Annotated in this window: 2 protein-coding genes; both read right to left on the reverse strand. The window is 74.2% G+C overall.

Translation table 11 applies throughout. The features are described from left to right. Window positions 1-13 precede the first annotated feature (13 nt). Window positions 14-5512, reverse strand: a complete 5499-nt coding sequence (locus tag IE241_RS09720; RefSeq protein ID WP_444545147.1) for a type I polyketide synthase — start codon at window positions 5510-5512, stop codon at window positions 14-16. A gap of 32 nt (window positions 5513-5544) precedes the next feature. Next, window positions 5545-16494, reverse strand: a complete 10950-nt coding sequence (locus IE241_RS09725; protein WP_190021270.1) for a type I polyketide synthase — start codon at window positions 16492-16494, stop codon at window positions 5545-5547. Window positions 16495-16517 lie beyond the last annotated feature (23 nt).

The following is a 16517-nucleotide window of genomic DNA, read 5'->3' on the forward strand; positions in this document are numbered from 1 at the left end:
GAGCGCCGAAGGGCTAGAGAGACCCGAGCTCTTGGTCGATGAGGTCGAACATCTCGTCGTCGGTGGCCGCGTCGATCCGGTCGAGGTCGAAGTCGCGGTCGGTGCCGGGGGCGGCGTCGGCGGTGTTCGGCGCGGCGTCCTGGTGGGTGTCGGTCCACTTCCAGAGGAGCGCCTTGAGCCGGGCGGTGACCTTGTCCCGTACCGCGTCCTCCGGGGCGAGCGCGGCCAGCCGGGCGTCCAGCCGGTCCAGTTCGTCCAGTACCGGTGAGGTCTCGGTGGCGAGGTCGAGGACCAGGTCCTTGTGCAGGAGCCGGGCGATCGCGACCGGATTGGGGTGGTCGAAGACGAGGGTGGGCTTGAGCCGGAGCCCGGTCGCGGCCTTGAGCCGGTTGCGGAGCTCGACGGCGGTCAGGGAGTCGAAGCCGATGTCCCGGAAGGCCGTGGTGGGCTCGATGCGGGCCGCGGTGGCGTGGCCCAGGGCGGCGGCGGCCTGGTTGCGCACCAGGTCCAGCAGCACCTTCTCCTGGTCGGCTTCCGGCATGCCGGCCAGGCGGCGGGCGAGAGCGGGGGTGGCGGCGGCCTCCTCGGCCGCCGCGCCGCCGGTGTCGCCCACGAGGCCGCGGAAGACCGCGGGCAGCATGCCGGCGCGGGCCATGGAGCGCAGCCCCGGGACGTCCAGCCGGACGGGCACGATCACCGGCCGGTCCACGGTGAGGGCGGCGTCGAACAGTGCCAGTCCCTCCGCGGAGGTGAACGGCACGACCCCGGACCGGCCCATGCGGTTGCGGTCGGCGTCGGTGATCCGGTCGCCCATGCCGCCGTTGTCCGTCCACAGGCCCCACGCCAGCGAGGTGCCGGGCAGGCCCGCGGCGCGGCGCTGCCGCGCCAGCCCGTCCAGGAAGGCGTTGGCCGCCGCGTAGCTCGCCGCGCCGGCGTTGCCCAGGACTCCGGCCAGGGAGGAGAAGAGCACGAACGCGGAGAGGCCCAGGTCCTTGGTCAGCTCGTGCAGGTGCAGCGCGCCGTCGGCCTTCGGCCGCAGCACGGTGTCCAGGCGCTCCGGGGTCAGGGCGGTGATCACACCGTCGTCCAGAGCCGCCGCGGCGTGCACCACGGCCACGAGCGGGTGCTCGGCCGGGACCGAGGCCAGCAGCCCGGCGAGGGCGTCCCGGTCCGCGATGTCGCAGGCGGCCACGTCGACGTGCGCGCCCATCCCGGACAGGGCGGCGACGACCTCGCCGATGCCCTCGGCTGCGGGGCCGCGGCGGCTGACCAGCAGCAGCCTCCGTGCGCCGCGTTCGGCGACGAGGTGCCGCGCGAGCGACAGCCCGAGGCCGCCGGTCGCACCGGTGAGCAGCACGGTCCCTTCGGGGTCCCACGCGTGACCGGTGGGCTCCTCTGCCGGGGCGATCCGGGCGAGGCGCGGTACGAACAGCGTGCCGCCGCGCACGGCGGCCTGCGGCTCGTCCAGGGCGGCGAGGGCCGCCACCAGCGCGGGGTCCCCGTTCGCCATGGAGTCGTCCGTGTCGACGAGCAGGAGCCGGTCCGGGTGCTCGGCCTGGGCCGACTTCACCAGGCCGGCCACCGCGGCGTGCGCGGGGTCCGGCGCCGCACCGTCCAGGTCGACGGCGCCGCGCGTCATCACCACGAGCCGCGCATCGGAGAACCGCTCGTCGGCGACCCACTCCTGGACGGCCGACAGCACACCGGCCAGCAACTCGCGCGTCGCCGAGGCGGCATCGCCCTTGCTCGGGGCACAGGGCAGGAGTACGTAGGCGGGCGGGGCCGCACCGTCGTCGACCGCCTTGCGGAGCGCGCCGAGGTCGGCGTAGAGACCGTCGCCGCCGAGGACCGCCCATGCGACCTCGGAAGCGGGAACAGCCGCATCGGCCGCATCGGGGGCGGTGTGCTCGGTCCAGTCGACCTCGAACATCCAGTCCTGGTGCGCCACACGCGAGGCCAGCACCTGCTGCGGGGACATCGTCCGCGTCCGCACGGACGCCACCGAGGCGACGGGAGCACCGTCGGCGTCGGCCAGTTCGATCGCCACCGCGTCGCCGTCGCCGGTGCCGGCGGGCCGGATCCGTACGCGCACGGCCCCGGCTCCCGGGGCGTGCACGGACGTGCCGCTCCAGGCGTAGGGCATGAGCACCTCGCCGCCGGAGTCTCCGGCACGGGCCTGCGCCAGGGTGTCCAGGGCCGCGTGCAGCAGTACGGGGTGAAGGCCGTAGCGATCCGCCCGGTCCCGCTCCGCGAGGGGCAGGGCGATCTCGGCGTACAGCTCGTCCCCGGCGCGCCAGGCGGCGCGCAGGCCCGGGTGCTCCTCGACGTCCACGGGCCCGGCGCCCGACGGCGGCCAGATCACCATGTCGAAGTCCGCCGCCGGAGCGCTGCGGGTGAGTTCTCCGGTGACGTGGCGGACCCATGGCTCGTCGGCACTGCCCGCGGCGGCCCGGCTGAAGATCCGCACCGACCGCCGGTCGGCGTCCTCGCCTGCGCCGATCTGCACCTGAATACGGACGGCGCCCTGTTCTGCCAGCACCAGCGGGGCGTCCACGTCCAGTTGTCCCAGCTGCGGGAACCCGGCCTGCCGGCCCGCGCCCAGGGCGAGCTCCACGAACGCGGCGACCGGGAGCACCGGCACGCCGCCGACCGTGTGTTCCGCGATCCAGGGCATGTCGGCCGCGGACAGCCGACCGGTGAACAGCACGTCCTGTCCCCCGGCGGTCTCGACCACCGCGCCGAGCAAGGGGTGACCGGAGGAGTCCAGGCCCGCCGAGGAGACGTCGAGCGCGGCCGTGCCTTCGAGCCAGTAGCGCTCGCGCTGGAAGGCGTAGGTCGGCAGGTCGACGCGGCGGGCGCCGGGGAACAGCGTCTGCCAGTCCGGGGATACGCCGTGGGTGTGCAGCTGACCGAGGGCGAGGGTGATCGCCTGCGGCTCGGGGCGGTCGGCACGGAGTGCGGGCACGGTGACGACGGCGTCGTCGTCCAAGCAGCCCTGGGTGAGGGCGCTCAGCACACCGCCCGGGCCGATCTCCACGAAGGTCGTCACGCCCAGCTCGTGCAGGGTCTGCACACCGTCGGCGAAACGCACCGCTTCGCGGACGTGACGGACCCAGTACTCGGGGGTGTACGCCTCGGCCAGACGGCCGGTCAGGTTGGACACCACCGGAACCTGCGGCTCATGGAAGGTCAGGCCGCGGACGACCTCCGCGAACTCCTCCAGCATCGGGTCCATCAGCGGCGAGTGGAACGCGTGGCTGACCTTCAGACGGGACGTCTTACGATCCTGACCGGCGAAAACCTCGGCAATCGCGGTGACCGCGCTCTCAGCACCGGAAATCACCACGGACCGGGGCCCGTTGATCGCCGCGATGCCGGCCTGCTCGCTCAGATGCGGCAGGATTTCGTCCTCGGTTGCCTGCACGGCGACCATGGCACCACCCGCGGGCAGCGCCTGCATCAGCGCAGCACGCGCCGACACAAGCTTCGCCGCGTCCTCCAGCGACAGCACGCCCGCCACATGAGCAGCCGCGATCTCACCTACGGAGTGACCGGCCACGTAATCCGGCCGGATCCCCCACGATGCGAGGAGCCGGAACAGCGCCACCTCGACCGCGAACAACGCAGGCTGTGCCGACCCCGTCTGATGAAGCGATTCAGCATCGACATCGACCGGCGCATCCAGCTCCGCGCACACCTCGTCGTAAGCCGCAGCAAAGACGGGGTAAGCCTCGTACAGCTCACGCCCCATCCCGATCCGCTGCGACCCCTGCCCCGAGAACAGGAACCCGGTCTTGCCCCGGGCGCCCTCGGCACGTCCCGTCACCACATGTGCCGCGGGCTCGCCCGCCGCGAGTCCGGTCAATCCTGCGCGCAGTTCGTCCGCGTCGGCGCCGGTCACCGCGGCCCGGTGTTCCAGCGCCGACCGCGTGACCGCCAGCGAAAACCCCATGTCGGCCGGCGACGCGGCCGCGAGGTCCATGGACGACAGCAGCCGCTGCGCCTGCTCGCGCAGCGCCTCCTCGGTCTTCCCGGAGAGCACCCACGGCACCACCGAGGTCCGCGGCAGCAGCGGCTCCTCGGCCGCGGCCTCTCCCCCGGCCTCGTCGCCGGCCGCTTCCTCGGCCTCCGGCTCTGTCGCCTGCTCAAGGATGACGTGCGCGTTGGTGCCGCTGATGCCGAACGAGGAGATCCCGGCCCGGCGCGGGTGGTCCGTCTCCGGCCACGCGGCCGCCTCGGTGAGCAGTTCGACCGAGCCGGCCGACCAGTCGACCTGCGGGGTCGGCCGGTCCACGTGCAGCGTCTGCGGCAGCACTCCGTGCTGCATCGCCAGCACCATCTTGATCACGCCGGCGACGCCCGCCGCGGCCTGCGTGTGGCCGATGTTCGACTTCAGCGAGCCGAGCAGGAGCGGTCGTTCGCGGTCCTGCCCGTAGGTCGCGAGCAGCGCCTGTGCCTCGATCGGGTCGCCGAGGTTCGTGCCGGTGCCGTGGGCTTCGACGGCGTCGATCTCCTCGGCGGACAGCCCGCCGCTGGCCAGCGCTTCGAGGATCACGCGCTGCTGCGAGGGGCCGTTGGGGGCGGTCAGGCCGTTGGACGCGCCGTCCTGGTTGACCGCGCTGCCCCGGACGACCGCCAGCACCTGGTGGCCGAGCCGCCGGGCGTCCCGGAGCCGCTCTACGAGCAGCAGTCCGGCGCCTTCGGACCACGACGCGCCGTCCGCGGCGGCCGCGAAGGACTTGCAGCGCCCGTCGGGGGCGAGGCCGCGCTGGCGGCTGAACTCGACGAACGCGCTCGGGCCCGCCATGACGGTGACGCCGCCGGCGAGCGCCATGGAACACTCGCCGTTGCGCAGGGCCTGCACGGCGAGGTGCAGGGCGACCAGCGAGGACGAGCAGGCGGTGTCGATGGTGACCGCGGGGCCCTCGAAGCCGAAGGTGTAGGCGATGCGCCCGGAGGCGACGCTGCCGGAGTTGCCGGTGCTCATCAGCCCTTCGACGCCGTCGGGGAGGACGCCGGGCGTGAAGCCGTAGTCGTGGTACATCAGGCCGGCGAAGACGCCGGTGCGGCTGCCCTTGAGGGCGGCGGGGTCGATGCCCGCATGCTCGAAGGCCTCCCACGCGGTCTCCAGCAGCAGCCGCTGCTGCGGGTCCATGGCCAGGGCCTCGCGCGGCGAGATCCCGAAGAAGTCCGCGTCGAAGTCGGCGGCGTCGTGGAGGAACCCGCCCTGCCGGGTGTAGACCTTGCCCGGCTGCTCGGGGTCGGGGTCGTAGAGCGCGTCGACGTCCCAGCCGCGGTCCTCGGGGAACTGCGAGATCGCGTCGCCGCCCTCGGCCAGCAGCCGCCACAGCGCCTCGGGCGAATCGACGCCGCCGGGGAACCGGCAGCTCATGCCCACGACGGCGATCGGCTCCTGGTCGCGGGCCTCCAGCTCGCGCACGCGCCGCCGGGCCTGGCGCAGGTCGGTGGTGGCCCGCTTGAGGTAGTCCCGGAGCTTGTCTTCGTTCATCATCGGTGTTGCCCGCCCCTTTTGGCCTGCGCAGTTCAGGAGATGCCGAGTTCGTCGTCGAGGAGCTCGTACAGCTCCTCGTCGCTCGCCGAGCTGAGGTCGTCTTCGTCCCCGGCTCCGCCGGCGCCTCCCGGATCGGCCGGCTCGTTCCCGTTCCAGCGGGCGAGCAGCGCCTGGAGACGCATGTTGATCTTGGTTCGGGTGACGTTGTCGACGCTGTCCGCTCCGGCGCCGTCGAGGGCGGCGGCGAGGCGGTCGATCTCGTCGAACAGCGGCACCGTGCCGCCCGTGCCGCCGGGCAGGTCCTTCAGCACCCGCTGGGCGAGCACCGCCGGCGTCGGGTAGTCGAAGACCAGCGTCGCGGGCAGCCGCAGCCCGGTGGCCTTGTTCATCCGGTTGCGGAGCTCGACGGCGGTCAGCGAGTCGAAGCCGAGGTCGCCGAAGGCCTGGTCGGGCTGGACGGACTTGGCCGAGCTGTGCCCGAGGACGGCGGCGACCTCGGACCGGACCAGGTCCAGCACCACCTCTTCGCGCTCGCTCTCCGGCAGGCCCGCGACCCGCTGCGCCAGCGGTACGGAGGCGGCCCGGTCCGTACGCCGCGGCCGGCCGCCGACCAGCGTCCTGAGCAGCGGCGGCACCGGCGCGGCCGCGTTCCGCAGGGCGGCGAGGTCCAGCCGCGCCGCCACGACCAGGGGCTCGTCCAGCGCGAGCGCGGCGTCAAGGAGTTCCAGGCCGTCCTCGTCGGACAGCGGCATCACGCCACCGCGGGCGAGCCGGGTCCGGTCGGCGCCGCCGAGGTCCTCGGTCATGGCGCCGGTGCGCTGCCACAGGCCCCACGGCAGCGACACCGCGGGAAGACCCTGCGCACGGCGGCGCGCGGCGAAGGCGTCCAGGAAGGCGTTGGCGGCGGCGTAGTTCGCCTGGCCGGGGGTGCCGAGGGTGCCCGCGAGCGAGGAGAAGAGCACGAACGCCGACAGCTCGCCCGTCAGCTCGTGGAGGTTCAGCACCGCGTCGGCCTTGGGGCGCAGAACGGTGTCCAGGCGCTCCGGGGTGAGCGAACCGATCACGCCGTCGTCGAGGACACCGGCCGTGTGGACCACAGCCGTCACCTGCGTACCGTTCAGCGCTGCGGCGAGGGCGCCGCGGTCGGCGACGTCGCAGGCGGCCCAGGTGACCTCGGCGCCCGCGGCGGTCAGCTCCGCCCCGAGCTCCGCCGCACCGTCGGCGTCCGCGCCGCGCCGGCTCATCAGCAGCAGGCTGCGGACGCCGTGCTCGGTGACGAGGTGCCGGGCGACGAATCCGCCCAGGGCGCCGGACGCGCCGGTCAGGAGCACCGTGCCGGTTCCGAAGTCCGGGTTCCCGGACTTCGGGACATCGGCGGCGGCCCTGACGAGCCGGGGCAGCAGAAGCGTGTCACCGCGCAGCGCGGCCTGCGGCTCCTCGGAGGCGACGAGCCGGTGTACGGCCGTCGCCGCGACCTGCTGCCAGTCGGTGTCCTTGCCAGTGTCCTTGTCGGTGTCGAGGAGGACGATGCGGTCCGGGTTCTCGGACTGCGCCGACCGCACCAGGCCCCACACGGCCGCCTGCACCGGATCGATCTGGGCCGGATCGTTCTGAGCCGGAACGTCTCCGGCGGCGACCGCACCCCGGGTCACCAGCACGAGGCGGGCGGCCCGGTCCTCGGCCAGCCACCACTGCACCAGCCCGAGCACCTCGGCCAGGACGTCCCGGACCCGCTCGGCGTCGGTGCCCGAACCGTCCGGGCAGGGGACGACGAAGGCGTCCACGTCCGTCCCGGCCCCGGCCTCCGTCTCCGGGGCGGAGCGGAGGGAGGCGATGTCGTCATAGGCGCGCACAGTCGTGCCGTTCGCCTCGGACGGTGCCGTGAGCGGCGTCCACTCGACGGTGAACAGGGAATCCCGGGTGCTCGTACGGAGCTGGTCGGCCGACACCGGGCGCAGCGTGAGCGATTCCACCGAGACGACGGGCCTGCCCGTGGCGTCGGCGGCCTCCAGCCGTACCGCGTCCCCGCCGGCCTGCGAGAGCCGTACCCGCAGGCCGGCCGCTCCGGTGCCGTGCACCGTGACGCGGGACCACGCGAAGGGCAGCAGGGGCCCGTCGGCGGCCGGTACGAGCCCGCCCGCGCCCAGTGCGTGCAGGGCGGAGTCGAGCAGGGCCGGGTGCACGCCGAACGCGTCCGCGTCCGCCTGTGCCTCGTCGGGGACGGCCAGTTCGGCGTAGACCGCGTCGTTGCCGCGCCAGGCGGCGCGCAGCCCCTGGAAGAGCGGGCCGTAGCTCAGGCCGAGGTCCGCCAGCCGGTCGTAGAAGCCGTCGAGGTCCACGGGCTGCGCGTCGGCCGGGGGCCAACTGCTCAGGTCGGCGGCGGAGGGGACTGCGCCGGTGGCGAGGGCGCCGGTGGCGTTGCGGATCCAGGGGCCTTCACCGGCGCGCGAGTGCACGCTCAGCGGGCGGCGGCCGGAGTCGTCCTGGGCGCCCACGAGGACCTGGAGCTGGACGCCACCGTGCTCGGGCAGCAGCAGCGGTGCCTGCAGGGTCAGCTCCTCGACCAGGTCGCAGCCGGTCTCGGCCGCGGCGTGGGCGGCCAGTTCCACGAAGGCCGTGCCCGGCAGGATCACCGTGCCCAGCACCGCGTGGTCGGCCAGCCAGGGCTGGGCCTGCAGCGACAGCAGCCCGGTCAGCAGGTGGCCGCCGGCGTCGGGCAGTTCGACGGCCGCGCCCAGGAACGGGTGGTGGGCGGAGTCCAGCCCGGCCGCGCGTACGTCGCCGGCCGGCGCGCCCGCCTCCAGCCAGTACCGCTCGTGCTGGAACGCGTACGTCGGCAGGTCGACGCGGCGGGCACACGGCAGGACGGCGTTCCAGTCGACGGCGACGCCGTGCACGTGGGCCTGCGCCAGGGACAGCAGCAGCCGGTGCCGTCCGCCGTCGCCGCGGCGCAGCGTCGGTACGACCACGGCTTCGGCCTCGGCTCCAGCCCCGGCCCCGGCTCCGGCTCCGGCTCCGGCGGCCTCGATGGCGTCCTGGATGCCTGCCAGCTGCACGGGGTGCGGGCTGACTTCGACGAACACGTCGTGCCCGTCGGCCAGGGCGGACCGGATCGCGTCGTGGAACCGTACCGTCTGCCGCATGTTGCGGTACCAGTAGCCGGAGCCGAGCTCGTCCGCGTCCAGCTTCCCGCCCGTCACCGTGGAGTAGAAGGGCACGGCGCCGGGGAGCGTGCCGATGCCGGCGAATCCCTCGGCGGCCTGCGCCTCGACGCGCTCGATCTGCGGTGAGTGCGCGGCGTAGTCGACGGCGACCTTGCGGGCCTGGATCCCCTCCTTCGCGCAGTGCGCGAGGAGTTCGTCCAGGGCGTCGGTGTCCCCGGAGACCACGACGGTTCCGGGACCGTTCACGGCCCCGATGCCGAGGCGGCCGGCCCACCGGCCGATCAGCTCCTGTGCTTCCTCGTCCGGGAGCGTCACGGAGGCCATGCCGCCGCGGCCCTGCAGTTCGCGCACCGCGAGGCTGCGCTGCGCCACGATGCGCGCCCCGTCCTCCAGGGAGACCGCTCCGGCGATCACCGCCGCGGAGACCTCGCCCTGGGAGTGTCCGACGACCGCGTCGGGGGTCACCCCGAAGGAGCGCCACACCTCGGCCAGCGCGACCGTCATCGCCCACAGGACGGGCTGCAGCACGTCGACCCGGTCCTGCTCGGCATCGGACGCGCCGCGCAGCACCGCGGTCAAGGACCAGTCCACGTGCGGCGCGAGGGCACGCTCGCACGCGTCGATCCGGTCGCGGAAGACCGGCGAGGTCTCCAGCAGTTCGGCGGCCATGCCCACCCACTGCGACCCCTGTCCGGGGAAGACGAAGACGGTCTTGCCGCCGGCGCGTGCGGTGCCGGTCACCACTCCGGGCGGCGTGGCGCCGTCCGCGACGGCGGCCAGCCCCTGCCGGAGTTCCTCGGGGGTGCCCGCGACCACCACGGCGCGGTGTTCGAAGGCCTGCCTGGTCGTGGCCAGCGAGTAGGCGGTGTCGGCCGCCGGGGCCGCGTCGCCGTCGCCGCTGCCCAGGAAGGATGCGAGGCCGGCGGCCTGCGCCTGCAGGGCCGCTTCGGTCCTGCCGGAGAGCACCCACGGCACGACCTCGCCGGCGTCCGGCGCGGAGGGCGACTCGGCGGCTGCGGGGGCCTGTTCGATGATGGTGTGGGCGTTGGTGCCGCTGACACCGAACGACGAGACGGCAGCACGGCGCGGGCGGTCCGACTCCGGCCAGTCCATGGCCTCGGTCAGCAGCCGGACGTCACCGGCCGACCAGTCCACGTGCGGCGTCGGCTCGTCCACGTGCAGGGTCTGCGGGAGGACGCCGTGCCGCATCGCCATGACCATCTTGATCACGCCGGCCACACCCGCGGCGGCCTGCGTGTGGCCGATGTTGGACTTGAGCGACCCCAGCCACAGCGGACGGTCCTCGGACCGCTCCTGCCCGTACGTGGCGATGAGCGCCTGCGCCTCGATCGGGTCGCCCAGCTTGGTGCCCGTGCCGTGCGCCTCGACCGCGTCCACGTCGGCGGGTGCGAGTCCGGCGGAGGCCAGGGCCTGCCGGATGACGCGCTGCTGTGAGGGGCCGTTGGGAGCGGTCAGGCCGTTGGACGCGCCGTCCTGGTTGACCGCGCTGCCCCGTACGACCGCCAGCACCTGGTGGCCGTTGCGCTCGGCGTCGCTTAGCCGCTCCACCAGCAGCATGCCGACGCCTTCGCCCCAGCCGGTGCCGTCGGCACCGGCCGCGAACGCCTTGCAGCGCCCGTCCGGCGACAGACCGCGCTGACGGCTGAACTCCACGAAGACCGTCGGGGTCGCCATGACCGTGACGCCGCCGGCCAGGGCCATCGTGCACTCGCCGTTGCGCAGGGCCTGCACGGCCAGGTGCAGGGCCACGAGCGAGGACGAGCACGCCGTGTCGATGGTGACGGCAGGGCCTTCGAGGCCGAAGGTGTAGGACACGCGCCCGGAGGCGACGCTTCCGGAGCCTCCGGTGGTGAGCAGGCCCTCGACGCCCTCGGGCAGTTCGCGCGGGCCCTGGCCGTAGTCGTGGTACATCAGGCCGGTGAAGACGCCGGTTCTGCTGCCGCGGACCGTCGCCGGGTCGATCCCGGCGCGTTCGAAGGCCTCCCAGGAAGCCTCCAGCAGCAGCCGCTGCTGCGGGTCCATCGCCAGCGCCTCGCGGGGGCTGATGCCGAAGAAGCCGGCGTCGAAGTCGGCCGCGTCGTGCAGGAAGCCGCCATCACGTGCGTAGGTCTTGCCGAGGCGCTCCGGGTCGGGGTCGTAGAGCGAGTCGACGTCCCAGCCGCGGTTGTCCGGGAACCGGGTGATGCCGTCCCGGCCGGAGGCCACCAGCCGCCACAGGTCCTCCGGGGAGCGCACGCCGCCCGGGAGCCGGCAGCTCATGCCGACGATGGCGATCGGCTCGTCGGCGGTGACTGCGGTCTGCCGCGCTGTCACCGCGGCCGCCGCCGGGGCCTCGCCGAGCAGTTCGGTGCCGATGTGGCGGGCCAGGGCGGCGGGCGTGGGGTGGTCGAAGACGAGGGTGGCGGACAGGCGCAGTCCGGTGGCGGTGGACAGCCGGTTGCGCAGTTCGACGGCCGTCAGGGAGTCGAATCCCAGGTCCTGGAAGGCGTGCGCGGGCTGGACGGCCCGGGGCGAGGCGTGCCCGAGCACGGCGGCGACCTCGGACCGGACCAGTTCCAGGACGGCCTCGTCGCGCTCGTCGCCGGCCAGCCCGGCGAGACGGTCGGCCAGTGATCCGGTGGTGGCGCGCCGGGCGGTGCCGCGCGTGGTGACGCGCACGAGTCCGCGCAGCAGCGCCGGTACGGTTCCGGCCTCCTGGTTCCGCAGGGCGGCGGTGTCGAGGCGGACCGGTACGAGCACGGGCTCGTCCGAGGTGAGCGCCGCGTCGAACAGCCGCAGGCCGTCCTCGGTGGAGAGCGGCAGCACGCCCGAGCGTGCCATCCGCGACCTGCCCGTCTCGCCGAGGCCGTCGGCCATGGCGCCTTCCTGCTCCCACAGGCCCCAGGCCAGCGAGATCGTGGGCCTGCCCTGGGCGCGGCGGTGGCGGGCGAAGGCGTCGAGGAAGGCGTTGGCCGCGGCGTAGTTGCCCTGGCCGGGGTTGCCGAAGACGCCCGCGGCGGAGGAGAACAGGAGGAACGTCGTGCCCTCGCCGGTGAGCTCGTGCAGGTTGAGTACGGCGTCGGCCTTGGGCCTCAGGACGGCGTCCATGCGCTCCGTTGTCAGGGCGGCGAGCACGCCGTCGTCGAGCACGCCGGCGGTGTGCACGACGGAGTCGACCGGAGTCCCGGCCAGCAGCCGGGCGAGGGCGTCGCGGTCGGCGATGTCGCAGGCGGCCCATGTCGCCTCGGCGCCGAGCGCGGTGAGTTCGGCTTCCAGGGCCGCGGCGCCCGGGGCGTCCGCGCCGCGGCGGCTGACCAGCAGCAGCCGCCGCACGCCGTGCCCGGTCACCAGGTGCCGGGCGAGGGTCGCGCCGAGCGCGCCCGAGGCGCCGGTGAGCAGCACGGTACCGAGGGCGGTGCCCTTGGCACGGCCGGAGGTGGCACCCTCGGTGAGGCCGGGGGCGGCGTCCTCCGCGGCCGGGAAGGCGGTCTTCTCCGTCGCAGAGGGGACGACACCCTCCGTCGCCGGAGAGGCAGTGATCTCCGGTGCGGCGGTGTCCTCCGCGGCCGGGGAAGCGGTGCCCCCCGTCGCAGAGGAGGCGGTGTCCTCCGCTGCCGAAGAGGCGGTGATGTCAGTCGCCGGAGAGGCGGCTCTCTCCGTGGCCGGAGACGCGGGGTTCTCCCCCGCCGGAGACGCTACGCGGGCCAACCGCGGTGCGCTTGTCTCGCCATCTCGGACGACGACGTGCGGTTCGCCGGAGTGCAGAACACCGGGCACGAGCCCGGAAACGTCCGCCGGGCGGTCGGTTTCGAGCAGCACGATCCGGCCGGGGTTCTCCGCCTGGGCGGAGCGCACCAGTCCGCCTGCGGCAGCGTGGGCGAGGTCGTCGCAGCGCGCCACCAGCACGAGGCGAGGCGTCCGGTCCTCGGCGAACCACCGCTGGAGCAGCTGCAGCACCTCGGCGGTGACCGCGCGGACCCGCTCGGCCTCGGGGGCACCTTCCGGGCCGTCGGGGCACGGCACCACGACCGCGTCCGGCTGCGCCGGCGCCTCGACGCCGTCCAGCGCGGCGGCGGTGTCCCGGGCGTACGCGACGGTCGTCCCGTCCGTGGCGTCGGACGGCAGGGGCAGCGGCGTCCACTCGATCGCGAACATCGCGTCACCGGAGCGCGGGCGGAACTGCTCGGCCGAGACGGCTCGCAGCGTCAGCGACTCCACGGTTGCGACCGGCTCGCCGGTGGCGTCGGCCACGAGCAGGGACACCGTGTCCGTACCGGCCGGCGACAGCCGCACCCGTACGGTGGACGCGCCCGTGGCGCGCACGGACACTCCGGACCAGGCGAACGGCAGGAGCGGCCCGTCCGCTTCGTCCACCAGGGAGCCGTTCGCACCGCCCGCGCCGATCGCGTGCAGCGCCGCGTCCAGCAGCGCCGGGTGCAGGAGGAAGGAGCCGGTGTCCGTGCCGTCGGGGAGGGTGACTTCGGCGAAGACCTCGTCGCCCGCGCGCCAGGCGCTCCGCAGGCCGCGGAACGCCTGGCCGTAGGCCAGTCCGAGGCCGGCCAGCCGGTCGTAGAAGCCGTCGAGGTCGACGGGCTCGGAACCCGCCGGCGGCCACTCCGCGAGCACCTGGCCGGCCGCCGGAGCGCCCGCCTCTTCGGTGACGAAGCCGGTCGCGTGCCGCACCCACGGCAGGTCGGTGTCGTCCTCGGGGCGCGAGTGCACGGTCAGCGGCCTGCGGCCGGAGCCGTCGGCCGCGCCGACCCAGACCTGGACGGCGACGCCGCCCCGCTCGGGCAGGAGCAGGGGCGCTTCGAGGGTGAGGTCCTCCAGGATTTCGCAGCCGGCTTCGTCGGCGGCGCGCACGGCCAGTTCGACGAACGCGGTGCCCGGCAGCAGGACGTTGCCGAGCACGGCGTGGTCGCTCAGCCACGGGTGCGTGCGCAGGGACAGCCGGCCGGTCAGCAGCCGCTCGTCGCCACCGGCGAGGGAGACGGCGGCGCCCAGCAGCGGGTGGTCGGCGGAGCCCAGGCCGGCGGCGCGCACGTCGCCGGGCGTGGCGGGTGAGGCGTCGAGCCAGTAGCGCTCGTACTGGAACGCGTAGGTGGGCAGGCCGACGCGGTGGGCGCCGGGGAAGAAGGCGTGCCAGTCCGGCGAGACGCCGTGCGCGTGCAGGTCGGAGACCGCGGCGACGAGGGCGGACCGCTCGGGGCGGTCGGCGCGCAGGACGGGCACGGTGACGACGTCGTCCCCTGCGTCGTCGAGGCAGCCCTGGGCGAGGGCGCTGAGCACGCCGCCGGGGCCGATCTCCACGAACGTCGTGACACCCGACTCGTGCAGAGTCCGCACGCCGTCGGCGAAGCGCACGGCCTCGCGGACGTGGCGGACCCAGTAGTCGGCCGTGGAGGCGTCGACGAACCGGCCTGTGACGTTGGAGACGACCGGGAGCTGCGGCTTCTCGAAGGTCAGGCCGCGCACGACCTGCGCGAAGTCCTCCAGCATGGGGTCCATGAGCGGCGAGTGGAAGGCGTGGCTGACCTTCAGGCGGGACGTCTTGCGGCCCTGCTGCTTGAAGACCTCGGCGATCGCGGTGACCGCGTCCTCCGCACCCGAGACCACGACGGACTGCGGGCCGTTGATCGCCGCGATGCCGGCCTGCTCGGTGAGGTGCGGCAGAACTTCGTCCTCGGTGGCCTGGACCGCCACCATCGCCCCGCCTGCGGGCAGCGCCTGCATCAGCGCAGCACGCGCCGACACCAGCTTCGCCGCATCGGCGAGGGACAGCACACCCGCCACATGCGCCGCAGCGATCTCACCTACGGAGTGCCCGGCCACGTAATCCGGCCGGATCCCCCACGATTCGAGGAGCCGGAACAGCGCCACCTCGACCGCGAAGAGGGCGGGCTGGGCGTTGCCCGTGAGGTGCAGCACTTCCGAGTCGACGTCGATCGTGGCACCGAGGTGCGCGCAGACCTCGTCGTAGGCGGCGGCGAACGCCGGGTAGGACGCATACAGTTCGCGCCCCATGCCCAGGCGCTGCGAGCCCTGGCCGGAGAAGAGGAAGGCGACGCGCCCGCCGGTGCCGGAGTGGCCGCGCGCCACGCCCGGGGCCGGAGCGCCGGAGGCCACAGCCCGCAGTCCCTCGGCGAGCTCCGCCGGCGTCTCGCCCTGCACCACCGCGCGGTGTTCCAGGGCCGTGCGCGTCGTGGCGAGGGAGAACGCCACGTCCAGCGGGGAGACATCGGCGTCGTCCGCGCGGGACAGCAGGCGTTCGGCCTGGGCGCGCAGGGCCTCTTCGGTCTTGCCGGAGATCACCCACGGCACGGGCCCGCCCTCGGCCGGGCGTGCGACCTCCGCGACGACGGCCCGGGGGCTTTCCGCGCCTTCCTCGGGAGTCTCCGGGGTGGCCTCTGCGTCCTGGGTGAACGCTTCGGCCGACGGGGCTTCCTCGATGATCGTGTGCGCGTTGGTGCCGCTGATCCCGAAGGAGGAGATCCCGGCCCGCCGCGGCTGGTCCGACACCGGCCAGGGCGCGGGCTCGGTCAGCAGCCGTACGGCGCCCGCCGACCAGTCGACGTGCGGCGACGGCGCGTCGACGTGCAGCGTGCGCGGCAGTTCGCCGTGGCGCATGGCCATGACCATTTTGATGATGCCGGCCACGCCGGCCGCGGCCTGGGTGTGGCCGATGTTGGACTTGATCGAGCCCAGCCACAGCGGCTTGTCGTCGGAACGTCCCTGCCCGTACGTCGCGAGCAGCGCCTGCGCCTCGATCGGGTCGCCGAGCCGCGTGCCCGTGCCGTGCGCCTCCACTGCGTCGACCTGGGCAGTGGTCAGCTGCGCGGCGGCCAGGGCCTGACGGATCACCCGCTGCTGCGAGGGGCCGTTGGGGGCGGTCAGGCCGTTGGAGGCGCCGTCCTGGTTGACGGCGGAGCCGCGCACGACGGCGAGTACCTCGTGCCCGTTGCGGCGGGCGTCCGAGAGGCGTTCCACCAGCAGCAGGCCGGCGCCCTCGCCCCAGCCGGTGCCGTCGGCACCGGCGGCGAAGGCCTTGCAGCGGCCGTCGGGCGCCAGTCCGCGCTGGCGGCTGAAGCCGACGAAGGTGGCGGGGCCGACCATCGCGGTGACACCGCCCGCCACGGCCAGCGAACACTCGCCGTTGCGCAGCGACTGGACGGCCAGGTGCAGGGCGACCAGCGACGATGAGCACGCCGTGTCGACCGTGACGGCCGGGCCTTCGAGTCCGAAGGTGTACGCCACCCGGCCGGAGGCGACACTGCCGGAGGTTCCCGTTCCCAGGTAACCCTCCAGGTCTTCCGGAGAGTTCTGCAGGGCGGCGAGGAACTCGTGGTTCATCACTCCGGCGAACACGCCGGTCCGGCTTCCCGCCAGCGAGGCGGCGTCGATGCCGGCCCGCTCGAAGAGCTCCCAGGACGTCTCCAGCAGCAGCCGCTGCTGGGGGTCCATGGCGAGCGCCTCACGGGGCGAGATCCCGAAGAGGCCGGCGTCGAACTGCGCCAGGTCGCGCAGGAACGCGCCCTCGCGGGCGTAGCTGGTCCCGCGGTTCTCCGGGTCCGGGTCGTAGAGCGCGTCCAGGTCCCAGCCGCGGTCGGCGGGGAACTCCGAGACGGTGTCCCGCCCGTCGGCGACCAACTTCCACAGATCCTCGGGCGAGTTGACGCCTCCCGGGTAGCGGCAGCTCATCCCGATGATGGCCACCGGCTCCCCGGCGGCGTCCTCGTAGTCACGAAGGCGCCGCCGGGTCTCCTGGAGATCTGCGGTGACTCGCTTCAGGAAATAGCGGAGCTTGTCCTCGTTCGCCACCGAAATCGTCCCTCACCCTTGCG

The organism is Streptomyces hiroshimensis (genome assembly GCF_014650335.1).
Taxonomy (GTDB): domain Bacteria; phylum Actinomycetota; class Actinomycetes; order Streptomycetales; family Streptomycetaceae; genus Streptomyces; species Streptomyces hiroshimensis.